The organism is Pseudomonas fluorescens, assembly GCF_000968015.1.
GTDB lineage: Bacteria > Pseudomonadota > Gammaproteobacteria > Pseudomonadales > Pseudomonadaceae > Aquipseudomonas > Aquipseudomonas fluorescens_W.
Genome location: NZ_LACH01000025.1, coordinates 24703 through 49092, shown reverse-complemented (window position 1 = coordinate 49092; position 24390 = coordinate 24703). Strand labels below are relative to the sequence as shown.

The following is a 24390-nucleotide window of genomic DNA, read 5'->3' as shown; positions in this document are numbered from 1 at the left end:
AAAGGCGTTTGCCTGAGGAGTGAGAGCGATGAGCACGTTAAAGTGGGTTCGTGGCGTTAATGGCACCTTGGGCTGGTTTGCACCGAAACTGGTCGCGAGCAAAATGCGACTGGCTTTCATGACGCCGCGGGAATTGCCGCCGCGTGATTGGGAATTGCCGCTGCTGGCGAAGTCCGAGCGCATTACCCTGCGCTTCGGCCTCTCGGCGCTGCGCTGGGGGCAAGGCCCCGCGGTGTTGCTGATGCACGGTTGGGAAGGTCGGCCGACGCAGTTTGCCAGTCTCATCACCGCGCTGGTCGATGCCGGTTACACCGTGGTTGCGCTGGACGGTCCGGCCCACGGTCGCTCGCCGGGCCACGAAGCGAACGTCGTGCTGTTCGCCCGAGCCATGCTTGAAGCCGCTGCCGAGTTGCCGCCGCTGCAAGCCGTCATCGGCCACTCCATGGGCGGCGCCAGTGCCATGCTCGCTGTTCAGTTGGGCTTGCGCACCGAAACCCTGGTCACTATCGCCGCACCTGCGCGGATTCTCGGCGTGTTGCGCGGTTTCGCACGCTATGTACGTCTGCCGCCGAAAGCCCGCTCGGCGTTCATTCGTCAGGTCGAAAGAGACGTCGGCATGCGCGCTGCGGCACTGGATGTCGCGCACTATCAACTCGACATGCCCGGCTTGATCGTTCACGCCGAAGATGACTGCTACGTTCCGGTCAAGGAATCGCAGCTGATCAACGAAGCCTGGTTCGACAGCCGTTTGTTGCGCCTCAAAGAGGGCGGTCATCAGCGGGTGTTGGCAGATCCTCGGGTGATTGATGGCGTTCTCTCGTTGCTCGCCGGTCGCAGTCTGCAATCGCGCCAATCGGCCTGAGCATCCGTTACACTGCCCCGGTGAAAATTTTCTGACCGGGAGTGGGGCATGGGCTGGGATCGGGCAACGCCATTTATCATTGATCTGGAAGTCGGCGCAGAGGACATCGATGGGCTGGGTCACGCGAACAACGCGGTGTACGTGACCTGGCTCGAACGCTGTGCCTGGCGTCACTCCCAGCGCCTTGGCCTGGACCTGGTCGAGTATCGTCGGCTGGATCGGGCGATGGCGGTGGTGCGGCACGAGATCGATTACCTGGCGGCTGCCTATGAAGGCGATGAGTTGCAATTGGCGACCTGGATCGTCGATTGGGACCAGCGTCTGAAAATGACCCGACACTTCCAGTTGAAGCGCCCCAGCGACAACACCACGTTGCTGCGAGCGCAGACCACCTTCGTCTGCATCGAACTGTCGACCGGCAAGCCCAAGCGTATGCCAGCGGAGTTCATCGACGGCTACGGCCCGGCACTGCAACTCCCGGCCTGACTGTCCCTTGTAGGAGCTGTCGAGTGAAACGAGGCTGCGATNNTCTTTTGACTTTGATTTTTAAAAACAAGATCAAAAGATCGCAGCCTCGTTTCACTCGACAGCTCCTACATGAGCAAAACCTGTAAACTGCCGCACGTTTTTCGTTGAGTGTGTTTTTCATGCAAATTGCTTTGGCGCCCATGGAGGGGTTGGTCGACAACATCCTGCGGGACGTGCTGACCCGTGTGGGCGGTATCGATTGGTGCGTGACCGAGTTCATTCGGATCAACGATCAACTGCTCACGCCTGCCTATTACCACAAGTTCGGCCCGGAGCTGTTGACCGGCGCCCGCACCGCATCCGGCGTGCCGCTGCGAGTGCAGCTGCTCGGTTCCGATCCGGTATGCCTGGCGGAAAACGCCGCGCTGGCCTGCGAACTGGGTTCCGAGGTCATCGACCTGAACTTCGGCTGCCCAGCCAAGACTGTGAACAAGTCCCGTGGCGGTGCGGTACTGCTCAAAGAGCCTGAGCTGCTGAACCAGATCGTTGAACATGTCCGTCGTGCCGTTCCGGCGCACATTCCGGTGACTGCCAAGATGCGCCTCGGTTTCGACAGCCCGGACGGTGCGCTGGTGTGTGCCACGGCCCTGGCCGAAGGTGGCGCGGCGCACATCGTGGTTCACGCGCGGACCAAGACTGACGGCTACAAGCCGCCAGCCCATTGGGAATGGATCCCCCGGGTGCAGGATGTGGTCAAGGTTCCGGTGTTCGCCAATGGTGACATCTGGAGCGTCGAAGACTGGCGTCGTTGCCGCGAAATCAGCGGCGTCGAGGACATCATGCTCGGCCGCGGCCTGGTTTCGCGCCCGGACCTGGCACGGCAAATCGCAATGGCGCGGGCCGGTGAGGACGTCGTCGAGATGACTTGGGCCGAGCTGCTGCCATTGATTCAGGACTTCTGGCTGCAAGCCAAGGCGCAGATGACGCCACGCCAATCGCCGGGTCGCCTGAAGCAGTGGCTGGCGATGCTGACCCGCAATTACCCTGAAGCGGTCGAGCTGTTCACCGTGCTGCGTCGTGAGACCGAACTGGATCAGGTCTCGCGTTTACTGGGTCTTCAGGTGTCCGAGGCAGCCTGAATCCAACTGAAAAAAACAGTAAATAATCTCTTGAAAAGCAATCAGCGGTCCTTATTTAAGGATTACGCGATGCCGAATTCGGGTCGCGGAGACAAAAAAACTTGCTGATATGTTTCAGGAGATTTGAATCATGAGTACTGCATTTTCCATGGCACCACTGTTCCGTTCCTCGGTAGGTTTCGACCGTTTCAATGACCTGTTCGAAACCGCCCTGCGCAACGAGCCAGGCAGCACCTACCCACCCTACAACGTGGAAAAACACGGCGACGACCAATACCGCATCGTCGTAGCGGCCGCCGGCTTCCAGGAAGAAGACCTGGAGCTGCAAGTGGAAAAAGGTGTGCTGACCATCAGTGGTGGCAAGCGTGACGCGAGCGAAGCCGTCACTTATCTGTACCAAGGCATCGCACAGCGTGCTTTCAAACTGTCCTTCCGTCTGGCGGACCATATCGAAATCAAGGCCGCCGGCCTGAGCAACGGTTTGTTGAGCATCGACTTGTTGCGGGTGATTCCGGAAGAGGCGAAAGCCAAACGCATCCCGATCAACGGGACGCAAAAGCCGGCTCTGCAGCACTAAGGCAGAGCAATGAAAAGGGCGCCACTGGCGCCCTTTTTTGTGCCCGTCATCCAGATTGTTTCATGCGCTCCGGCGTTATTTAAGGAGCTTTTGGAAGTCCTCCACCGGCAGCGGCGGGCTGTGCAAATACCCCTGATAAAAATGGCAGCCCAGCCCCTGCAAGAACTCCAGTTGCTCCGGCGTTTCTACCCCTTCGGCAATCACTTTCAATTCCAGGCTGCGGGCCATGGCAACGATGGCGCGGATGATCTCGGCGTCGTTGGGGTCGGTGGTGGCGTCGCGGATGAACGATTGGTCGATTTTCAGGGTGTCGACCGGCAGACGCTTGAGGTAGGTCAGCGAGGAATAACCGGTGCCGAAATCGTCCATGGCGAAACTCACGCCGAGTTTTTTCAGGCTGCGCATTTTGTTGATGGTGTCTTCCAGGTTCTGGATCACGATGCCTTCGGTGATTTCCAGTTTCAGCAGCGAGCAGGGCAGACCGTGGCTGAGGAGGCTGTGTTCGATGCGTTCGACAAAGTCATTCTGACGAAATTGCCGTGGGCTGATATTGACGCACAGGCTGAAATCGAGCGGGTCTATCAGGCCCTTGGTAATCAGCTGCCTGAAGGCGCTGCAGGCTTCGTCGACGATCCAGGTACCCACTTCCAGAATCAGTCCGCTGTCCTCCAGCACCTTGATGAACTCGGTGGGCGATTGCGCGCCGAGGTCCGGATGGTTCCAGCGCACCAGCGCCTCGGCGCCGACGATGCGGTCGTTCCGGGCGTCCACCTGAGGCTGGTAGTGCACGCGGAACTCACCCCGGGAAAGGGCCAGGCGCAGGTCGGTTTCCATGCGCAGGCGTTCGCTCGCCGCCTTCTGCATGGTGTTGTGGTACATCTGCGCGGTGTTGCGGCCCGAATCCTTGGCCCGGTAGAGGGCGATGTCGGCGCGTTTGAGCAGGTCGGTCGGGGTCGAGCCGTGATCGGGAATCAGCGCGATGCCGATGCTCGGGGTTACTTGCAGGCGTTGTCCGTCGAGGAACATCGGCTCCGACAGCAGTTCACGCAAGGTGTCCGCCAGTTGCAGGACTTGCTCGCTGACCTCGTTGCGCGAGCCTTCGAGCCCGCTGAGCAGCACCACGAATTCGTCACCGCCCAAACGCGCGACAGTGTCTTCCATGCGCACGCTGGCTTCGAGGCGCGCGGTGATGATTTTCAGCACGGTATCGCCCACTGGATGACCGAGCGAATCATTGATGTGCTTGAAGTGATCAAGGTCGAGAAACATCAGGGCGCCGCGCAGGTTGTGGCGCTTGAGCAGGGCTATCTGCTGACTCAGGCGATCCATCAGCAGGGCGCGGTTGGGCAGGTTGGTCAAGGGGTCGTGGTAGGCCAGGTGACGGATCTGCGCTTCGGCGTTTTTCAGCAGGCTGACGTCCCGCGCGGTCAGCAGCAGGCAGGCGGTTTCGTTGAGGGTGATCGGTTCTACCGAGACTTCGACGGTCAGCAATTCGCCACGTTTATTGCGCCCGAGCATTTCCTGGTGATGCACCCGGCCCTTGATCTGGAGTTCGGCGAGCAGCGCCGAACGTTGTTTTTCCTCGGCCCAGATGCCGACCTGGTACACCGTGCGGCCGACCACTTCATCGGCGCGGTAGCCGGTCAGGCGGCAGAAGCCATCGTTAACCTCCAGATAACGCCCGGTGTCGCGCTCGGTGATGGTGATGGCGTCGGGGCTGGAGTGGAAAGCCTTGGCGAACTTCTCTTCGCTGGCCTTGAGCGCGGCTTCCGAGCGTTGCTGCTGAGTGATATCGCGCAGGGTGGTGACGATGCACGGCTGGTCGCCAACGCTGATCTGGCGGCTGGAAATCACGCAGGTCAGGGCTTGCCCGTCTTTGTGCTGAACGAGGATCGCCACGTTGTTCAGACCCTGTTCGCGGATGACCTGCTCGATCCGTCGCAGGCTTTGCGCCGAAGCGTCCCATAGACCGATTTCGTCGGCGCTGCGGCCAATCACGTCGGTGGTGCTCCAGCCGAAGGTCTGGGTGAAGCTGGAGTTGATCTCGATAAATTGGCCGGTGTCCTGACGGGTTACGCAAATCGGGTCCGGGCTGACCTGGAACAGGGTGGCGAACTTCTCTTCGGACGCCACCAGCAACTGCTCCCGCTCCACCTGGTCGGTGATGTCGAGCAGCGTACCGGCCATGCGCAGCGGGGCGCCGTTTTCATCGCGATAGAGCCGGGCGCGGCTTTCCAGGTAGCGCGAGCTACCGTCCGGGAGTTGCACGCGGTAGGTCAGTTGATAATTGCCGGCAGGGCCTTCTCGCAGGCTGCGATAGGCATCGCGCATGGTGTCGCGCTCTTCGCCGGGCACGCCTTCGAAAAAATCGTCGAAGGATTCATGGAAAGGTATGGGGTCCAGCCCGTGCAACTGGGCGGCGCGTGCCGAGCCGTATAGCATGCCACTGGGAATGTGCCAGTCCCAGGTGCCGAGTTGCGCTGAATCCAGCGCCAGGTCGAGGCGCTCCTGGCTGTCTTTCAGGGCATGTTCGGCGGCTTTGCGTTCGGTGGTGTCAAGGAACGTACTCAGCAGATAAGGCTGGCCTTCGAGCTCGACCTTTTGCGCGCTGAGGATGCCGTCGTGGATCTGGCCGTTGCTGGCTCGAAATTGCACCTCCATGCTGACCAGTTCGCCCTTGGCCTTGGTGGCGGCGACGAGTCGCTCCCGTTGCTCCGGATGCACCCAGAGGCCCAGTTCCAGGGTGGTGCGACCAATAGCGTTCTGCACTGGCCAGCCAAACAGGCTTTCGAAATACTGGTTGGCTTCGCTGATCAGCCCGTCTTCCTGGCGAGTCAGCAGGACCATGTTCGGACACAGGTGGAACAGCGTGGCGAAGCGTTTTTCCGAGCTGCTCAACGCCTGTTCGCGCTGGCGCTGGTGGGTGATTTCACGGATGACGCCAATCATGCGTGGCCGGCCGTGTTTGTCCGGCAGCAGGCTGCCGTTGATCTCCAGCCAGTGCAGGCTGCCGTCGGGCCAGCGGATGCGGTGATGCATCGCCTGTTCCAGCGGGGCGCCGGCGATCACCGCGTCGAAGGCGCGAATGGTTTTCGCCCGATCCTCTGGCGGCAGCAAGTCGAGGTATTCCAGATCCGCCGGCAACGGTTGCCGGGGATCGAAGCCGAACAGCGCCTGGGTACCCCGCGACCAGCTGATCTGCCCACGTTCGATGTCCCAATACCAGGCGCCCAAACGTGCACCGTTGAGGGCAGCCAGCAATTGTGGGGCGCTTTCCCAGCTCTGCTCCGACCGTTTTGGGTCAAGCGCCTGTATACGCGGCATCGGCGGAATACGGTCAACAGATTTCGGCATTGGCAAGCCTTGGCTGAGTGGGGTGTCAGTTTCAGTGACTCGAGGCTCTATAGAAGTAGCACAGCTTAGCCGAGAGTCCCTGGCAGATCGATTTGTGCATCCAGCAAGGCCATGAAGGCCCGTGCCGCATTCGACAGCGTCCTTTCTGTGTGCAGGATATAGCCTAGCTGGCGAGTGAGTTGTATGCCTGGTAAAGGTATTCGCGCAACCTGATCATCCAGCATGGTGCGCGGCAACACGCTCCAGGCCAGGCCGATAGAGACCATCATCTTGATGGTTTCCAGATAATTCGTGCTCATGGCGATGTTCGGCGTCAGGCCTTGAGCTTCGAACAGGCGCCGGACGATGTGGTGGGTAAAGGTGTTGCCGCCGGGGAAAACCGCCGGGTGCAGGGCAATGTCCGCCAGGCTGACCGGGCCGTGGCTGATCAGCGAGTGCTCCGGGGCGACCACGAAGTCCAGCGGGTCGTCCCACACCGGCGTGGCCTTGACCAGTGCGTGGGGCTCCGGCGCCAGGGTGATGACCGCCAGTTCAGCGCGGCCATGGAGGATTTCTTCGTAGGCCACTTCCGAATCGAGGAACTGAATATCCAGCGCTACTTGCGGGTAACGTCGGGTGAATTCCCTTAATAAGGGGGGCAAGCGGTGCAGGCCGATGTGGTGACTGGTGGCCAGGGTCAGGCGGCCGGTCACTTCGCCGGTCAGGTTGGTCAGGGCGCGGCGGGTGTCATCCAGCACATTCAGAATCTGATAGGCCCGCGGCAGCAAGGCGCGTCCGGCTTCGGTCAGGCTCACTTCACGGCCCAGGCGATCGAACAGGCGCACCTTCAATTGCTGCTCCAGCCCGGCAATGCGCTTGCTGATGGCCGGTTGCGTCAGGTGCAGCCGTTCACCAGCGCCGGAGAAGCTACCGGTCTCGGCAATCGCGATAAAAGCATTGAGGTTGGCGAGGTCCATTGCAGTATTCCAGTTGGTTATCCAAAGCATAAAAAATATGAATTTGAGTTATTTAATGTAACCCCCTAGGATCGACCTCACAAGCCAAGGGGTTATTGAATTGTTCAAGACCCAGAGGTCTGTGTGGCGAGTTTGTTAGTTCAAATTCGGATGCCAGAAGTCCATAGCCAAGGCGCTGCGACGAGTCATAGCTCGCTATGGCGAGGAGCAGCAACGCAGGATGTGGGCTACTGGCGCCGAAGTTGACTAACAAAACTCGCTACACAGACCTCTCCGGCATAGAAACACGCTGATGAGGACCGTCTGATGGCCGGCAAAACGCTTTACGACAAGCTTTGGGATTCCCATGAAGTGAAACGGCGCGACGATGGGTCGTCGCTGATCTATATCGACCGCCACATCATCCATGAAGTGACTTCGCCCCAAGCTTTCGAAGGCCTGCGTCTGGCCGGGCGCAAGCCTTGGCGCGTCGACTCGATCATCGCCACTCCGGACCACAACGTACCGACCACGCCTGATCGCAAGGGCGGCATCGAAGCGATTACCGACCAGGTCTCGCGTTTGCAGGTTCAGACCCTCGATGACTACTGCGACGAATATGGCATCACTGAATTCAAAATGAATGACGTGCGTCAGGGCATCGTTCACGTGATCGGTCCGGAGCAGGGTGCCACCTTGCCGGGCATGACCGTGGTCTGCGGCGACTCGCACACCTCGACCCACGGCGCGTTTGGTGCATTGGCCCACGGCATCGGGACTTCCGAGGTCGAGCACGTGTTCGCCACGCAGTGCCTGGTCGCCAAGAAAATGAAAAACATGCTGGTGTCGGTCGAAGGCAAGTTGCCGTTCGGCGTGACCGCCAAGGACATCGTGCTCGCCGTCATCGGCAAGATCGGCACCGCCGGCGGTAACGGCCATGCCATCGAGTTCGCCGGCAGCGCCATTCGCGACTTGTCCGTCGAAGGCCGCATGACCATCTGCAACATGTCCATTGAAGCCGGCGCACGTGTTGGCCTGGTGGCTGCCGACGAAAAAACCGTGGCTTACGTCAAGGGCCGTCCATTTGCCCCGAAAGGCGCGGAATGGGACATGGCGGTCGAAGCCTGGAAAGACCTGGTTTCCGACGCCGATGCGGTGTTCGACACCGTCGTCGAACTCGACGCCACTCAGATCAAGCCGCAAGTCAGTTGGGGCACTTCGCCCGAGATGGTCCTGGCGGTTGATCAGAACGTGCCGGACCCGGCGAAGGAAATGGACCTGGTCAAGCGCGGTTCCATCGAACGCGCCTTGAAATACATGGGTTTGAGCGCCAATCAGGCAATCACCGACATTCAACTGGACCGCGTCTTCATTGGTTCCTGCACCAACTCGCGGATCGAAGACTTGCGCGCTGCGGCGGTGATCGCCAAGGGCCGTAAAGTCGCTTCGACCATCAAGCAAGCCATCGTGGTGCCGGGCTCGGGCCTGGTGAAGGCGCAAGCCGAGGCCGAAGGCCTGGACAAGATTTTCCTCGAAGCCGGTTTCGAGTGGCGTGAACCGGGTTGCTCGATGTGCCTGGCGATGAACCCGGACCGTTTGGAGTCGGGCGAGCATTGCGCTTCGACCTCCAACCGCAACTTCGAAGGGCGTCAGGGCGCCGGTGGCCGTACGCACCTGGTCAGCCCGGCCATGGCCGCGGCGGCTGCCGTCCACGGTCGTTTCATCGACGTTCGCGAACTGATCTGAGGAACCGCACATGAGAGCTTTTACCCAACACACCGGTTTGGTCGCGCCATTGGACCGTGCCAACGTCGACACCGACCAGATCATTCCGAAGCAGTTCTTGAAGTCGATCAAGCGCACCGGTTTTGGTCCGAACCTGTTCGACGAATGGCGTTACCTGGACGTGGGCTATGCCTACCAGGACAACTCCAAGCGTCCGTTGAACAAGGATTTCGTGCTCAACGCCGAGCGTTATCAAGGCGCCAGTGTGCTGCTGGCCCGCGAGAACTTCGGTTGCGGCTCCAGCCGCGAACACGCGCCGTGGGCGCTGGAAGAGTACGGTTTTCGCAGCATCATTGCGCCGAGCTACGCCGACATTTTCTACAACAACAGCTTCAAGAACGGCTTGCTGCCGATCATCTTGACCGACGCTGAAGTGGATGAGCTGTTCCAGCAGGTCGAGGCGAATCCTGGCTACGAGTTGAAGATCGACCTGCAAGCCCAGACCGTGACCCGGCCTGACGGCAAGGTCTACCGCTTTGAACTTGACGAGTTTCGCAAGCATTGCCTGGTCAACGGCCTGGACGACATCGGCCTGACCTTGCAGGACCACGAAGCGATCGCGGCGTTTGAGGCCAAGCACCGTGCGAGCCAGCCGTGGTTGTTTCGCGACGCCTGATTTTGCGTAAGGCATGATCGCGCCATTGCGAGCAGGCTCACTCCTACATTTGAAATGCGTTCTCCTGTAGGAGCGAGCCTGCTCGCGATGAGGCCAGAATAGACACCCCAAGACTCACCCCAAAAAGGAAGTCCCCATGACCCGCAACGCCCAGCACAGCCAAGTTGTACAAAAGCAATTCGGTGAACAGGCCTCGGCCTATCTGAGCAGCGCCGTTCACGCGCAAGGCACTGAATTCGCACTGCTACAGGCTGAACTGGCAGGGCAGGGCGATGCCCGTGTGCTGGACTTGGGCTGCGGCGCCGGTCACGTAAGTTTTCACGTGGCCTCGCTGGCCAAGGAAGTGGTGGCGTACGACCTGTCGCAACAGATGCTCGACGTGGTGGCGGGTGCCGCCGTCGAGCGCGGTCTGACCAACGTCTCCACCGTGCTGGGCGCCGCCGAGCGCCTGCCATTCGCCGATGGTGAATTCGATTTCGTCTTCAGCCGTTATTCGGCGCACCATTGGAGCGATCTCGGCCTGGCCCTGCGAGAAGTTCGTCGGGTGCTGAAGCCGGGTGGCGTGGCGGCGTTCGTCGACGTGTTGTCACCGGGCAGTCCGTTGTTCGACACTTACCTGCAAAGCGTCGAAGTGCTGCGCGACACCAGCCATGTGCGCGATTATTCCGCCGGCGAGTGGTTGCGTCAGGTCAGCGAAGCGGGGTTGCATACCCGCAGCACCGCCCGTCAACGGCTGCGACTGGAGTACACCTCCTGGGTCGAGCGCATGCGCACACCCGAGGTGATGCGCGCGGCAATCCTCGAGTTGCAGCAGTCGATGGGTAATGAAGTACGCGAGTATTTTGAGATTGAGGCCGATGGTTCGTTCAGTACCGATGTGCTGGTGCTGATGGCTGAACGATAGCCGCCAAGCGATAGACTTTTTCCGGGTGCGCTCAAGGGCGCACCGACTGATGACATGAGGAAAGCATGAGCAAGCAGATTCTGATTCTCCCAGGTGACGGTATTGGCCCGGAAATCATGGCCGAAGCAGTCAAAGTACTGGAGCTGGCCAACGACAAGTACAGCCTGGGCTTCGAGCTGAGCCATGACGTGATCGGTGGTGCCGCCATCGACAAGCACGGCGTGCCGCTGGCTGACGAAACCCTGGACCGTGCACGCGCAGCCGACGCTGTACTGCTGGGCGCTGTGGGCGGCCCGAAATGGGACACCATCGAGCGTGATATCCGCCCTGAGCGCGGCCTGCTGAAGATTCGTGCGCAACTGGGCCTGTTCGGCAACCTGCGCCCGGCGATCCTGTATCCGCAACTGGCCGAGGCGTCGAGCCTGAAGCCTGAAATCGTGGCTGGCCTGGACATCCTGATCGTCCGTGAACTGACCGGCGGCATCTACTTCGGCGCGCCACGTGGCGTTCGCACCCTGGAAAACGGCGAGCGTCAGGCGTACGACACCCTGCCGTACAGCGAAAGCGAAATCCGTCGCATCGCCCGTGTCGGTTTCGACATGGCCATGGTGCGCGGCAAGAAGCTGTGCTCGGTGGACAAGGCCAACGTACTGGCCTCCAGCCAGCTGTGGCGTGAAATCGTCGAGCAAGTGGCCAAGGATTACCCTGAGGTCGAACTGAGCCACATGTACGTCGACAACGCCGCCATGCAGCTGGTGCGTGCACCGAAGCAATTCGACGTGATCGTCACTGACAACCTGTTCGGCGACATTCTTTCCGACCAAGCGTCGATGCTCACCGGTTCCATCGGCATGCTGCCGTCGGCGTCGCTGGATACCAACAATAAAGGCATGTACGAGCCGTGCCACGGTTCGGCGCCGGACATCGCTGGCAAGGGCATTGCCAACCCGTTGGCGACCATTTTGTCGGTGTCGATGATGCTGCGTTACAGCTTCAATCTGCAGGATGCGGCCGATGCGATCGAGAAGGCCGTCAGTCTGGTATTGGACCAAGGCCTGCGCACTGGCGACATCTGGTCGACCGGTTGCACTAAAGTCGGTACGCAGGAAATGGGCGACGCAGTAGTCGCGGCGCTGCGGAATCTGTAATCTCTCGGGCCCGCTGCAACTTTCACTCTTGAAAGCAGCGGCCCACTTTTTAAAGAAGGTGTAGTTGCGATGAAACGTGTAGGTCTGATCGGTTGGCGCGGTATGGTCGGTTCCGTGCTCATGCAGCGGATGCTGGAAGAGCAGGATTTCGATCTTATTGAGCCGGTGTTTTTCACCACTTCCAATGTCGGTGGCCAAGGCCCGTCCGTGGGCAAGGACATTGCTCCGCTCAAGGACGCTTACAGCATTGATGAGCTGAAAACCCTCGATGTGATTCTGACCTGCCAGGGTGGCGACTACACCAGCGAAGTCTTCCCGAAGCTGCGCGAAGCCGGCTGGCAGGGTTACTGGATCGACGCCGCTTCCAGCCTGCGCATGCAGGATGACGCGGTGATCGTGCTGGACCCGGTGAACCGCAAGGTCATCGACCAGCAGCTCGACGCGGGCACCAAGAACTATATCGGCGGCAACTGCACCGTCAGCCTGATGCTGATGGGCCTGGGCGGTCTGTTTGAAGCCGGTCTGGTCGAGTGGATGAGCGCCATGACCTATCAGGCGGCCTCCGGTGCCGGCGCGCAGAACATGCGTGAACTGATCAAGCAAATGGGCGCGACCCACGCCGCTGTCGCCGATCAACTGGCCGACCCGGCCAGCGCGATCCTCGACATCGACCGCCGTGTGGCCGAAGCCATGCGCAGCGACGCGTACCCGACCGAAAACTTCGGCGTACCGCTGGCCGGCAGTCTGATCCCGTGGATCGACAAGGAACTGCCGAACGGTCAGAGCCGCGAAGAGTGGAAAGCCCAGGCCGAGACCAACAAGATCCTCGGTCGCTTCAAGAGCCCGATCCCGGTCGATGGCATCTGCGTGCGCATCGGCGCCATGCGCTGCCACAGCCAGGCGCTGACCATCAAGCTGAACAAAGACGTGCCGATCGCCGACATCGAAGGGCTGATCAGCCAGCACAACCCATGGGTCAAACTGGTGCCGAACAGCCGCGAAGCCAGCATTCAGGAACTGAGCCCGACGAAAGTCACTGGCACCCTGAACGTACCGGTTGGCCGTTTGCGCAAGCTGAACATGGGTACGCAGTACGTCGGCGCGTTCACCGTCGGCGACCAACTGCTGTGGGGCGCGGCCGAACCGCTGCGTCGCATGCTGCGGATCCTGCTTGAGCGTTGATCGGTTGAAGCAATAAAAGAACCCGTGCCTTGCGAAAGGCGCGGGTTTTTTATGCCTGTGATTTATCGGTTGTCTGGTCTGGCCTCATCGCGAGCAGGCTCACTCCTACAGGGGGTGAGGGTGTATAGATGATTTCTGATCGACATCGAACATTGTAGGAGTGAGCCTGCTCGCGATGGCGCCGGGTCGACCACCGCAAATCCCAGGCAGAATTGCCTGCATCCCAACCACCCGGTAAAGTGCCGCTCCCCCCGTTTCGCCAGAGGTAGAACCATGAGCCAGTCCTTTGATATCGCCGTGATCGGCGCCACCGGTACTGTCGGCGAAACGCTCGTGCAGATTCTCGAAGAGCGCGACTTCCCGGTCGGCAATCTGCACCTGCTCGCCAGCAGCGAATCAGCCGGGCATTCGGTGCCGTTTCGCGGCAAGAACGTGCGGGTGCGGGAAGTCGATGAGTTCGACTTCAGTAAAGTCCAGCTGGTGTTCTTCGCTGCCGGCCCGGCGGTAACCCTGAGTTTCGCTTCGCGTGCCACGGCCGCCGGTTGCTCGCTGATCGACTTGTCCGGGGCCTTGCCGGCTGATCAGGCGCCACACGTCGTGCCTGAAGCCAATACACAGGTGCTGGCCGGTTTGAAAAAGCCGTTCCAGGTCAGCAGCCCAAGCCCTTCGGCCACCACACTGGCGGTCGTGCTGGCGCCGTTGCTCGGTTTGCTCGATCTGCAACGCATCAATTTGACCGCCAGCCTGGCCGTCTCCGCCCAGGGTCGCGAAGCCGTCACTGAGCTGGCACGGCAAACGGCCGAGCTGCTCAATGTGCGTCCGCTGGAGCCGACCTTCTTCGATCGGCAGATGGCCTTCAACCTGCTGGCGCAAGTGGGCAAGCCTGATGATCAGGGTCACACGCTGCTGGAAAAACGCCTGGTACGCGAGTTGCGTCAGGTCATGGCGCTACCTTTATTAAAGATTTCCGTCACTTGCATTCAAGCCCCGGTGTTTTTTGGCGATAGCTTTAACGTGACCTTGCAGTCATCGAGCGACATCGACCTGGCAAAAGTCAACGCCGCCCTGGAAGACGCGCCCGGTATAGAGCTGGTGGAAGCCGGCGATTACCCGACACCGGTAGGCGATGCGGTAGGGCAGGACGTGGTCTACGTTGGTCGGGTTCGCAGCGGGATCGACGACCTGTCGGAACTTAATTTGTGGCTGACGTCAGATAACGTACGCAAAGGCGCCGCGCTCAATGCTGTGCAGGTGGCTGAATTGTTGATAAAAGACCTCCTGTAAAAGATACTTGGCAACAATTTGTCGAATGAATCCAGCCGGGCGCTATGCTTGGCCGGACTGCTGAAAGCAGGCTCCCTCCGGGGCTTTGCGTGACATGAATGAAATGATCGCGCGCGACGACTCTTCGCCGCCGCGCGCAATGCCTTACGGCAGCGACTATCAACACCTTCTCGCTGGCCGAGGAATGTTCAAACAAAGGATGAGGCTATGGTTCAAGTTCGCAAACTGGTGTTAGCAATAGCGGCCGCCTCGGCGCTGTCCTCCGGTATGGCGCATGCCCTCGGGCTCGGGGAATTGACCCTGAAGTCGACGCTGAACCAGCCCCTGGTGGCAGAAATCGAGTTGCTCGACGTCAAGGACCTCACCGCTGCCGAAGTGGTGCCTAGCCTGGCTTCGCCCGAAGATTTCACCAAGGCCGGTGTCGATCGCCAGGCGTTTCTCAATGACCTGACCTTCACCCCGGTGCTCAACGCCAGCGGCAAAAGCATCCTGCGTGTGACATCCAGCAAGCCCCTCTCCGAACCCATGGTGAAATTCCTGGTTCAGGTGATGTGGCCCAGCGGTCGCCTGCTACGCGATTACAGCGTGCTGCTCGATCCGTCCAAATTCTCGCCGCAAACCGCCGATGCGGCTGCGCAGCCTGCACCGACGCAAACCATCACCGCACCGGTGACCGGTGGCACCAAAGCAACCCAATACACCACCGCGCCGCGCGATACCCTGTGGGAAATCGCTGCGAAGACGCGCAATGGCGGCTCGGTCCAGCAAACCATGCTGGCTATCCAGGCGTTGAACCCGGATGCCTTTATCGACGGCAACATCAACCGGTTGAAAGCCGGTCAGGTGCTGCGTATGCCGGATCAGGCGCAGAGCACCAGCCTGCCGCAACCGAAAGCCATTGCTGAAGTTACCGCGCAGAACACTGCGTGGCGTCAGGGGCGTCGCTATGTAGCGAAGCCCGGGACCGGACAGCAACAGCTCGATGCTACCAAACGCGCTCGCGGTGAAGGCCCTTCGTCGCAAGCGGCGACAGACAAGCTGAGTCTGGTCTCCGCCGAGGCCGGCAAGGCCGGCGGCAAAGGCGCCGCGGGCGACGCCAAGAACTTGAGCAACAAGCTGGCCGTGACCAAGGAAAACCTCGACACGAGCCGTCGTGACAACGCTGAATTGAAAAGCCGCATGACCGATCTGCAAAGTCAGATGGACAAGCTGCAGCGCCTGATCGAGCTGAAGAACAATCAGCTGGCCAAGTTGCAGGCTGAAGGCGCGGCGGATGCGCCGGCACCCGGTGCGACTGCTCCGGCAATGTCAGCCGAACTGGCGGCCAATCCTGCGGCAGCGCCTACGGAAGCGGCTCCGGCAACACCTGCACCTGAGGCTGCTGCGCCCGAGGCCACTCCGGCACCGGCTCCGGCCGAGACGCCAGTCGAGCCGACGCCGGCAGCATCCGACGATCAGCAATTCAAAGAACTGCTGACCAATCCGTGGCTGCTAGGTCTGGCAGGTGGCGGGGCGGTGGTGGCGCTGTTGCTGCTGCTGTTGCTGGCGCGTCGCCGCAAAGCCCAGCAAGAAGCCGAGAAGCATTTGCGCATGGCCCGTGACTTGGCCGAGGAGCAGGCGTTCTCCGCTGAACTCGACCTGCCAAAAGGCATCTTCGAAGACCTGGAAGTGCCGCCGCCGAGCGTGAAACTCGCTACCGCGCCAACCCCGACGCCACCGCCTGCACCAGCCCCGGCCCCCGCGCCAGCGCCGGTAATTGCTCCTGTGGTGGTAACGCCGCCGATCGCCGCGCCATTGGTTTCGCCTGCTGGCGAGCGCGATGACGACGTATTGACCAAGGCGCAGTCGCACATCACTGCCGGTCGTCTGAATCAGGCGGCTGCCTTGCTGGAAGACGGGATCAAGCAAGAGCCGCAACGCAGTGACCTGCGCCTTAAGCTGATGGAAGTCTACGGTCAGCAAGGCGACCGCGATGCATTCGTTGCCCAGGAACGCAAACTGGTGGCCAATGGCGACAACTTTGCTCAGGTCGAAAAACTCAAGAGCCGCTTCCCGGCCATGGTGATTGCGGCAGCCGGTGGTATCGCAGCCGCTGCGATCGCTGCCGAACTGGACGCGCAATACGTCAAGGATCTGCTGCAGGACGAGCCTGAAGCGTCGGCACCGGCAGTGCCCGATGACTTCGACAGTGCCTTCGATTTGAGCCTGGATGATCTGGACGCTTCCACTCCGGCTGTGGTTGAGCCAGAGCCAGTACCAGCGTCCGATGACCTCGACAGTGCTTTCGATTTAAGCCTGGATGACCTGGAAGCTGCCTCTGCGGCGGTGGTTGCACCAGAGCCAGAACCAGAGTCCGATGACCTTGATAGTGCTTTCGATTTAAGCCTGGATGATCTTGAAGCTGCCTCTCCAGCGGTGGTTGCACCAGAACCAGAAGCAGAGCCAGTGTCTGCGGCAGAGCTGGACGAGTTCCCGCTGGACGATGACCTGAGCTTCGAGTCGGTGTTGCAGCAGCAGACCGACATCAAGGAAAACCTCGATAACCTGTCGGACTTCGACCTGGATATGGATCTTGGTGGGGATGCCTCGCCGGCGACCCTGGCCGAAGATGACTTCCTGTTGAGCCTGGATGAAGGCGTCAAGGACCTGGATTTACCTGCCGCAGAAGCGCCGGCTGCTCCCGAGGTTGCGCTGGACGATCTGGAGCTGCCAGCCGATTTCGACCTGTCGCTGGCTGATGAAATGGACGCGCCAGACGCTCCGGACGCGTTTGCAGCCGAACTGGATGACGTCAACGCCGAGCTCGATCGTCTGTCCCAGAGTCTTGGCGAGCCGAGCTTCACGGCGGAAGACGCCATGGCCTCCGCAGCTGACGAGCCGGAATTCGATTTCCTTTCCGGCACTGACGAAGTCGCGACCAAACTCGATCTGGCCCAGGCCTACATCGACATGGGCGACGCCGACGGCGCCCGGGACATCCTCAATGAGGTGGTGACCGAAGGTGATGCAGGTCAGAAGAGCGAAGCCAAGGAAATGCTTTCGCGTCTGGCTTGACTGATCGGTAAGGCGTAAACAAAACGGCAGCCCATCGAGGCTGCCGTTTTTGTTTCAGCGGGGGGGTGATGGGGTCTGTCGGACCGCTATCGCGAGCAAGCTCGCTCCCACATTGGATCGGCGTTGCTCAAACTATTTTGTTTGACGCCAATCCCTGTGGGAGCGAGCTTGCTCGCGATGAGGGCGTCACATTCAACGCAGTACCGCCTGTTGTACTGGCGTCCCGGTCCGGCGGCCTTATAATGCCCGCCTTTGCGTACATCAGCAGGCTGTCACTCCTTGGCAAATATAGATAATCCGGCCGCCGAAATGGTGGCCGACGGCTTTTTCCGCATCGCGTTGGGCGTTGAATACAAAGGCTCGCGCTATCGCGGCTGGCAGCGCCAGGCCTCTGGCGTGCTCACGGTGCAGGAAACGCTCGAAAACGCCTTGTCCAAAGTCGCCGACTCACCGGTGTCGCTGCTCTGCGCCGGGCGTACGGATGCCGGTGTGCATGCGTGCGGTCAGGTGGTGCATTTCGATACTCAGGTCGAGCGTTCGATGAAAGCCTGGGTCATGGGCGCCAATATCAATTTGCCCCACGACGTCAGTGTCAGCTGGGCCAAAGTCATGCCGGCGCATTTTCACGCGCGGTTCAAGGCGATTGCCCGGCGCTATCGCTACGTGATCTACAACGACCAGATCCGCCCGGCGCACCTGAACGAAGAAATCACCTGGAACCACCGTCCACTGGACGTCGAGCGCATGGCCGAGGCGGCGCAGTACCTGGTCGGCACCCACGACTTCAGCGCTTTCCGTGCCGGCCAGTGTCAGGCCAAGTCGCCGATCAAGGAGCTGCATCACCTGCGCGTCACGCGCCACGGCAAAATGATCGTGTTGGACATCCGCGCCAGTGCGTTCCTGCACCACATGGTGCGCAACATCGCGGGCGTGCTGATGACCATCGGTGCCGGCGAGCGCCCGGTGGAGTGGATGAAAGAAGTGCTGGAAAGCCGGATCCGTCGTTCTGGCGGGGTGACGGCGCATCCGTACGGCCTGTACCTGGTGCAGGTCGAGTACCGTGACGAGTTCGAATTGCCCGAGCGTTACATTGGGCCGCACTTCTTGACCGGTTTCTCGGAACTTGACGGCTGACGCCCTCGAACGCTTTTGTTACCATCCGGGACTTTCTCGGATTTACCTTGGGGTTCTATCGACATGTCGGCCGTTCGCAGCAAGATTTGTGGGATTACCCGCATAGAAGATGCGTTGGCGGCGGTCGAGGCCGGGGCTGATGCGATCGGATTTGTGTTCTACGCCAAAAGCCCCCGGGCCGTGACGTTTCAGCAGGCGCGCTCGATCATCGAGGCGTTGCCGCCGTTCGTGACCACCGTAGGGTTGTTTGTCAACGCCAGCCGCTGCGAGTTGGGGGAAATCCTCGACGCCGTGCCGCTGGACCTATTGCAGTTCCATGGCGACGAAACCGCGGCCGAGTGCGAAGAATGGAATCGCCCGTACATCAAGGCGCTGCGGGTCAAGGCCAGTGACGATATCGCGGCCGCATGCGATGCGTTTCCAGGTGCCAGCGGTATCCTGCTCGACGCCTACGTTGAAGGCGTGCCCGGCGGAACCGGTGAAGCGTTCGACTGGTCTCTGATACCGCAAGGCTTGAGCAAGCCGATCATCCTGGCGGGTGGCTTGACGCCGGACAACGTCGCCGAGGCGATTGCAAGGGTTCGGCCTTACGCGGTGGACGTCAGCGGTGGGGTGGAGGCGAGCAAGGGCATCAAGGATCACGCAAAGATTCAGGCATTCATTAAAGCGGTACGCGGTAGCTGATGTGACGGCTGGCACACTGCCGCCGTCCACAGGCATGGCTGAGGGTTTTTGGGGTGTACGCAGGTCACGTTTCGCTGATCCGGCAACCCATCGATCATCGCCACACACATGAATTTAGCTCAAGGGCATACGCGGGGCTGCGAACCAGAGCGTTCGGGCCGCCGGTACTGGAGAAAGAAAGCATGAGCAACTGGTTAGTAGACAAACTGATCCCTTCGATCATGCGTTCCGAGGTCAAGAAGAGCTCGGTGCCTGAAGGTCTGTGGCACAAATGCCCGTCTTGCGAGGCTGTGCTGTATCGTCCGGAGCTGGAAAAGACCCTGGACGTTTGCCCCAAGTGCAACCACCACATGCGTATCGGCGCTCGCGCCCGCATCGACATCTTCCTCGACGCTGAAGGTCGTGCCGAACTGGGCGCGGACCTGGAGCCGGTTGACCGTCTGAAGTTTCGCGACGGCAAGAAGTATAAGGATCGCCTGACCGCTGCGCAGAAGCAGACCGGCGAAAAAGACGCACTGATCTCCATGAGCGGCTCCCTGTTGGGCATGCCGGTAGTGGTGTCGGCCTTCGAATTCTCCTTCATGGGTGGTTCGATGGGCGCCATCGTTGGTGAGCGTTTTGTTCGCGCCGCCAACTACGCGCTGGAAAACCGTTGCCCGATGATCTGCTTCGCCGCTTCCGGCGGTGCGCGGATGCAGGAAGCCCTGATCTCCCTGATGCAAATGGCCAAGACCTCTGCGGTGCTGGCGCGTCTGCGTGAAGAAGGCATTCCGTTCATCTCCGTGCTGACCGACCCGGTCTACGGCGGTGTTTCCGCCAGTCTGGCGATGCTCGGCGACGTGATCGTCGGTGAGCCGAAAGCCCTGATCGGCTTCGCTGGTCCGCGCGTTATAGAACAAACCGTGCGTGAAAAGCTGCCGGAAGGCTTCCAGCGCAGCGAATTCCTGCTGGAGCACGGCGCAATCGACATGATCATTCACCGTCAGGAGCTGCGTCCGCGTCTGGGCAATCTGCTGGCACAAATGATGGGCCTGCCGACGCCGAAATTCGTCGCCGCGCCAATCGAGCCAATCGTGGTTCCACCGGTACCCGCCAACATATGATCGAACGTACCCTTGGCGAGTGGCTCGCCTACCTTGAGCAGTTGCACCCTTCGGCCATCGACATGGGCCTGGAGCGCTCGCAACAGGTAGCGTCCCGCATGGGACTGGGCAAGCCGGCGCCTCGGGTGATCACGGTCACCGGCACCAACGGCAAAGGTTCTACCTGCGCATTCGTGGCTTCGTTGCTGCGGGCGCAGGGCCTGAACGTCGGTGTCTACAATTCTCCGCACCTGCTGCGTTACAACGAGCGGGTGCAGGTCAATGGCGTCGAAGCCTCTGACGCCGAGCTGTGCGAAGCCTTTGCAGCGGTCGAGGCGGGCCGTGGCGACACTTCCCTGACGTACTTCGAAATGGGCACCCTCGCGGCGTTCTGGCTGTTTCAACACGCCAGTCTCGATGCGGTGGTGCTGGAAGTCGGTCTGGGCGGGCGTCTGGACACGGTCAACGTGGTCGATGCCGACATGGCGCTGGTCACCAGCATCGGTGTCGATCACGCGGACTATCTGGGCGATACCCGCGAGTCCGTAGCGTTCGAAAAGGCCGGCATCTTCCGCCAGGGCGCGCCTGCGCTCTGTGGCGACCTGAGTCCTCCACAACCCCTGCTGGATAAAGCGCGCGAGCTCAATTGCCCGTTTTTCCTGCGTGGGCGCGATTTTGACCTCGGCATCACCGATCACAACTGGCAATGGCGCGGTCTTGACGCTCAAGGGCGAGTGGTCGAGCTGCACGATTTGCCGTTGCTCGATCTGCCGATGGAAAACGCCGCGCTGGCGTTGCAGGCTTACCTGTTACTCGGGTTGCCTTGGGTGGATGCACAAATTATTGCTGCGCTGAAAGCCACTCGGGTGGTCGGTCGCCTCGATCGCCGTCAGTTCGACTGGCAGGGCAAGCGCCTGAACCTGTTGCTGGATGTGGGTCATAACCCGCATGCGGCCGAGTACCTGGCTCGCCGTTTGGCCAGCCGACCACCAGCCGGCAAGCGTCTGGCGGTGTTCGGATTGCTGGCGGACAAGGATCTGGATGGTGTTGTCGGTGAATTGAATGCTAGTGTCCAGCAATGGGCCGTCGCGCCGCTGGATTCACCGCGAGCACGCCCGGTTGCCGATTTGCACGCGGCGTTGCAGAACCTTGGTGCCTCGGTAACATCCTATGACAGCGTGGCCGCCGCCCTGGAAGGGCAGTGCGCGCTGGCGACGAGCGACGACGAGATTCTGTTGTTCGGATCATTTTATTGTGTCGCCGAGGCCCTTGAATGGCTGGCCCGGCGCTCCACGGAGGAAGCGGCAAATGGCATTGCTGGATAAGGCATACAAACAGCGCATGGTTGGCGCCCTGGTTCTGGTGGCGCTGGCGGTGATTTTCCTGCCGATGCTGTTTTCCCGTCAGGACGAACAGCGTCAAGTGACGGTTGAAGCCCCGGCTGCGCCGCAAGCGCCTGCGGTGCCGCAAGTTCAGGTCGAGCCGGTGGTGGTGCCTGAGCCGCAAGCGCTGCCTCAGGAGCCTGTGCCGAGTGATGATGAAATCGCTCAGCAAGAAGCACCGTCCACGCCGGTTGCCGCAAGTGTTCCGGTTGCGCCTGCACCTGCTGCCAAACCAGTCGCGCCAGCTCCGGCACCAGTCAACAAACCAACAGTTGCACCTAGCCAGCCCATTACAGCTGCACCGGGCAAGCCGGACACGACTCAAAGCCGCGTCGATGCCAATGGCCTGTCGGTCAGTTGGTCGGTGCAACTGGCCAGCCTGTCGAGCCGTGCAAGTGCAGAAAGCCTGCAGAAATCCCTGCGCAGCCAGGGCTACAACGCCTACATTCGTACTGCCGACGGCAAGAATCGGGTGTTTGTCGGACCGCTGATCGAGCGTGCAGAAGCCGATCGTCTGCGTGACTTGTTGAGCCGCCAGCAGAACCTCAAGGGTTTTGTGGTGCGTTTCCAGCCTGAGCGTGGCTAAAACTATCGCCCCGATTTGAAATGCACTGACAATCGCAGCTTACCGATAGCCATGCGCTCTGCTAAAATGCGCCGCCTTATCCGTCTGTAGGCTGCACTGTGCCATTTACCTGGGTTGATTGGGCGATCGTTGCAATCGTCGCCATCTCCGCATTGATCAGTCTGAGCCGCGGCTTCGTCAAAGAAGCACTGTCGCTGGTGACTTGGATCATCGCAGGAGTCGTCGCCTGGATGTTCGGTGGTTCATTGTCCGAGTACCTCGCCGGATACATCCAAACGCCGTCGGCCCGTGTGATCACGGGCTGTGCCATCATGTTTGTCGCCACGTTAATCGTGGGTGCGATGATCAATTATCTTATCGGCGAATTGGTTCGCGTCACCGGGCTGTCCGGGACCGATCGATTCCTCGGCATGGCCTTCGGCGCCGCGCGTGGCGTGTTGCTGGTGGTCGTGGCGGTCGGGCTGTTGAGCCTGGGGCCGGTACAGCAGGACGGGTGGTGGCAAGAGTCACAGCTCGTGCCAAAATTTCTATTGGTCGCAGACTGGTCCAAAAACCTGATTCTCGGGTGGAGCAGTCAGTGGCTTGCCAGCGGTATCAGCATACCCGCTGAGATACCGTTCAAGGAGCACCTCTTGCCGATGGCCAAAACGCCTCAGTGAGTTGTGTTCAGTTCAGATCCATTAAGTAGGGGTTGCGTCGCATGTGTGGCATCGTCGGTATCGTCGGTAAGTCGAACGTCAATCAGGCGCTGTATGACGCGCTAACCGTCCTCCAGCACCGCGGCCAGGACGCTGCCGGTATCGTGACCAGCCATGATGGCCGGTTATTCCTGCGCAAGGACAATGGCCTGGTGCGTGACGTGTTCCATCAACGTCACATGCAGCGCCTGGTCGGCCACATGGGTATTGGCCATGTGCGTTACCCGACCGCGGGCAGTTCGACCTCGGCCGAAGCCCAACCGTTTTACGTCAACTCGCCTTACGGCATCACCCTGGCGCACAACGGTAACCTGACCAACGTTGAACAGCTGGCCAAGGAGATTTACGAATCTGACCTGCGCCACGTCAACACCAATTCCGATTCGGAAGTGCTGCTCAACGTGTTCGCTCACGAACTGGCCCAGCGCGGCAAGTTGCAGCCAACCGAAGAAGACGTGTTCGCGGCTGTCACTGACGTGCACAACCGTTGCGTCGGTGGTTATGCGGTCGTGGCGATGGTGACCGGTTACGGCATCGTCGGTTTCCGCGACCCGCACGGCATCCGCCCGATCGTCTTCGGTCAGCGTCACACCGACGAAGGCGTCGAGTACATGATCGCCTCCGAAAGCGTCTCTCTGGACGTGCTCGGTTTCACCCTGATTCGCGACCTGGCGCCAGGCGAAGCGGTCTACATCACTGAAGACGGCAAGCTGCACACCCGTCAGTGTGCGACCAACCCGTCCCTGACCCCGTGCATCTTCGAACACGTCTACCTGGCGCGTCCGGACTCGATCATCGACGGCGTGTCGGTCTATAAAGCACGCCTGCGCATGGGTGAGAAACTCGCCGAGAAGATTCTGCGCGAGCGTCCGGATCACGACATCGACGTGGTCATCCCGATTCCGGATACCAGCCGTACCGCGGCCCTGGAGTTGGCGAACCACTTGGGCGTCAAGTTTCGCGAAGGCTTCGTGAAGAACCGCTATATCGGCCGGACCTTCATCATGCCGGGCCAGGCTGCACGGAAAAAATCCGTACGCCAGAAGCTCAACGCCATCGAGCTGGAATTCCGCGGCAAGAACGTGATGCTGGTGGACGACTCCATCGTTCGCGGCACCACCTGCAAGCAGATCATCCAGATGGCCCGCGAAGCCGGCGCCAAAAACGTCTACTTCTGCTCCGCGGCACCGGCCGTTCGCTACCCGAACGTCTACGGCATCGACATGCCGAGCGCGCACGAGCTGATCGCCCACAACCGTTCAACCCAGGACGTGGCTGATCTGATCGGCGCTGACTGGTTGATCTATCAGGACCTGCCTGACTTGATCGAAGCGGTCGGTGGCGGCAAGATCAAGATCGAGAAGTTCGATTGCGCGGTGTTCGACGGCCAGTACGTCACCGGGGATGTCGACGAGGCTTACCTGAACAAGATCGAGCAGGCACGTAATGATGCCTCCAAGGTCAAGACGCAGGCGGTCAGTGCGATCATTGATCTGTACAACAACTGAGTAACTAC

At 60.5% G+C, this 24390-nt stretch carries 20 protein-coding genes; 18 read left to right on the top strand and 2 right to left on the bottom strand.

The features are described 5' to 3' along the window. Nucleotides 1-28 precede the first annotated feature (28 nt). From VD17_RS13450 to VD17_RS13435, 4 genes are all read left to right on the top strand, one after another. Nucleotides 29-862: an alpha/beta fold hydrolase gene (locus VD17_RS13450; protein WP_046054227.1), complete on the top strand. Its 834-nt coding sequence runs from the start codon at nt 29-31 to the stop codon at nt 860-862. 48 nt (nt 863-910) lie between these two features. Continuing rightward, entirely contained in the window at nt 911-1348 is a 438-nt protein-coding gene (locus VD17_RS13445) for an acyl-CoA thioesterase (protein WP_046054226.1), read from the top strand. Nucleotides 1349-1509: 161 nt separating this feature from the next. Then, nucleotides 1510-2469: a tRNA dihydrouridine synthase gene (locus tag VD17_RS13440; RefSeq protein WP_046054225.1), complete on the top strand. Its 960-nt coding sequence runs from the start codon at nt 1510-1512 to the stop codon at nt 2467-2469. Nucleotides 2470-2599: 130 nt separating this feature from the next. Further along, entirely contained in the window at nt 2600-3046 is a 447-nt protein-coding gene (locus tag VD17_RS13435) for an Hsp20 family protein (protein ID WP_046054224.1), read from the top strand. Between the two features lie 75 nt (nt 3047-3121). Here VD17_RS13435 and VD17_RS13430 read toward each other — a convergent pair whose 3' ends face one another. Further along, on the bottom strand, nt 3122-6400 hold the full coding sequence (locus VD17_RS13430) for an EAL domain-containing protein (RefSeq protein ID WP_046054223.1): 3279 nt from the start codon (nt 6398-6400) through the stop codon (nt 3122-3124). Nucleotides 6401-6465: 65 nt separating this feature from the next. Then, complete coding sequence (locus VD17_RS13425; RefSeq protein WP_008151271.1) at nt 6466-7356, bottom strand: LysR family transcriptional regulator; 891 nt, start codon at nt 7354-7356, stop codon at nt 6466-6468. Between the two features lie 306 nt (nt 7357-7662). On the opposite strand from VD17_RS13425, the gene leuC reads away from it, so the two are divergent. The 14 genes from leuC to purF all read left to right on the top strand — a co-directional run bounded on the left by leuC (nt 7663) and on the right by purF (nt 24382). Next, complete coding sequence (leuC, locus tag VD17_RS13420) at nt 7663-9081, top strand: 3-isopropylmalate dehydratase large subunit (protein ID WP_008151269.1); 1419 nt, start codon at nt 7663-7665, stop codon at nt 9079-9081. 10 nt (nt 9082-9091) lie between these two features. Next, nucleotides 9092-9736 carry a 3-isopropylmalate dehydratase small subunit gene (gene leuD, locus VD17_RS13415; protein ID WP_046054222.1) on the top strand — a complete coding sequence of 215 codons (645 nt, stop codon included), beginning with the start codon at nt 9092-9094 and terminating at the stop codon, nt 9734-9736. Between the two features lie 136 nt (nt 9737-9872). After that, nucleotides 9873-10640, top strand: a complete 768-nt coding sequence (locus VD17_RS13410; RefSeq protein ID WP_046054221.1) for a class I SAM-dependent methyltransferase — start codon at nt 9873-9875, stop codon at nt 10638-10640. A 65-nt stretch (nt 10641-10705) separates the two neighbouring features. Continuing rightward, on the top strand, nt 10706-11788 hold the full coding sequence (gene leuB, locus VD17_RS13405) for a 3-isopropylmalate dehydrogenase (RefSeq protein WP_046054220.1): 1083 nt from the start codon (nt 10706-10708) through the stop codon (nt 11786-11788). A gap of 69 nt (nt 11789-11857) precedes the next feature. Next, nucleotides 11858-12970 (top strand): aspartate-semialdehyde dehydrogenase, encoded by a 1113-nt coding sequence (asd, locus tag VD17_RS13400; protein ID WP_033061853.1) that lies wholly within the window; start codon nt 11858-11860, stop codon nt 12968-12970. Between the two features lie 273 nt (nt 12971-13243). Then, nucleotides 13244-14254, top strand: coding sequence for an aspartate-semialdehyde dehydrogenase (locus VD17_RS13395; protein WP_046054219.1), 1011 nt, complete (start codon nt 13244-13246; stop codon nt 14252-14254). A 207-nt stretch (nt 14255-14461) separates the two neighbouring features. Next, nucleotides 14462-17308 carry a FimV/HubP family polar landmark protein gene (locus tag VD17_RS13390; RefSeq protein WP_046054218.1) on the top strand — a complete coding sequence of 949 codons (2847 nt, stop codon included), beginning with the start codon at nt 14462-14464 and terminating at the stop codon, nt 17306-17308. A 309-nt stretch (nt 17309-17617) separates the two neighbouring features. Next, nucleotides 17618-18442 (top strand): tRNA pseudouridine(38-40) synthase TruA, encoded by an 825-nt coding sequence (gene truA / locus VD17_RS13385; RefSeq protein WP_033061849.1) that lies wholly within the window; start codon nt 17618-17620, stop codon nt 18440-18442. 63 nt (nt 18443-18505) lie between these two features. Next, nucleotides 18506-19126 (top strand): phosphoribosylanthranilate isomerase, encoded by a 621-nt coding sequence (locus VD17_RS13380; RefSeq protein ID WP_046054217.1) that lies wholly within the window; start codon nt 18506-18508, stop codon nt 19124-19126. Nucleotides 19127-19308: 182 nt separating this feature from the next. Then, on the top strand, nt 19309-20229 hold the full coding sequence (gene accD, locus VD17_RS13375; RefSeq protein WP_033061847.1) for an acetyl-CoA carboxylase, carboxyltransferase subunit beta: 921 nt from the start codon (nt 19309-19311) through the stop codon (nt 20227-20229). Continuing rightward, nucleotides 20226-21533, top strand: a complete 1308-nt coding sequence (folC, locus tag VD17_RS13370; protein WP_046054216.1) for a bifunctional tetrahydrofolate synthase/dihydrofolate synthase — start codon at nt 20226-20228, stop codon at nt 21531-21533. The genes accD and folC overlap by 4 nt, the downstream gene beginning before the upstream one ends. After that, a complete protein-coding gene (locus VD17_RS13365) occupies nt 21517-22176 on the top strand; it encodes an SPOR domain-containing protein (RefSeq protein ID WP_046054215.1) in 660 nt (219 codons plus the stop codon). The genes folC and VD17_RS13365 overlap by 17 nt, the downstream gene beginning before the upstream one ends. A gap of 98 nt (nt 22177-22274) precedes the next feature. Then, nucleotides 22275-22835, top strand: coding sequence for a CvpA family protein (locus tag VD17_RS13360; protein ID WP_033061843.1), 561 nt, complete (start codon nt 22275-22277; stop codon nt 22833-22835). Between the two features lie 41 nt (nt 22836-22876). Further along, nucleotides 22877-24382 (top strand): amidophosphoribosyltransferase, encoded by a 1506-nt coding sequence (gene purF / locus VD17_RS13355; protein ID WP_007905939.1) that lies wholly within the window; start codon nt 22877-22879, stop codon nt 24380-24382. Nucleotides 24383-24390: the final 8 nt, after the last annotated feature.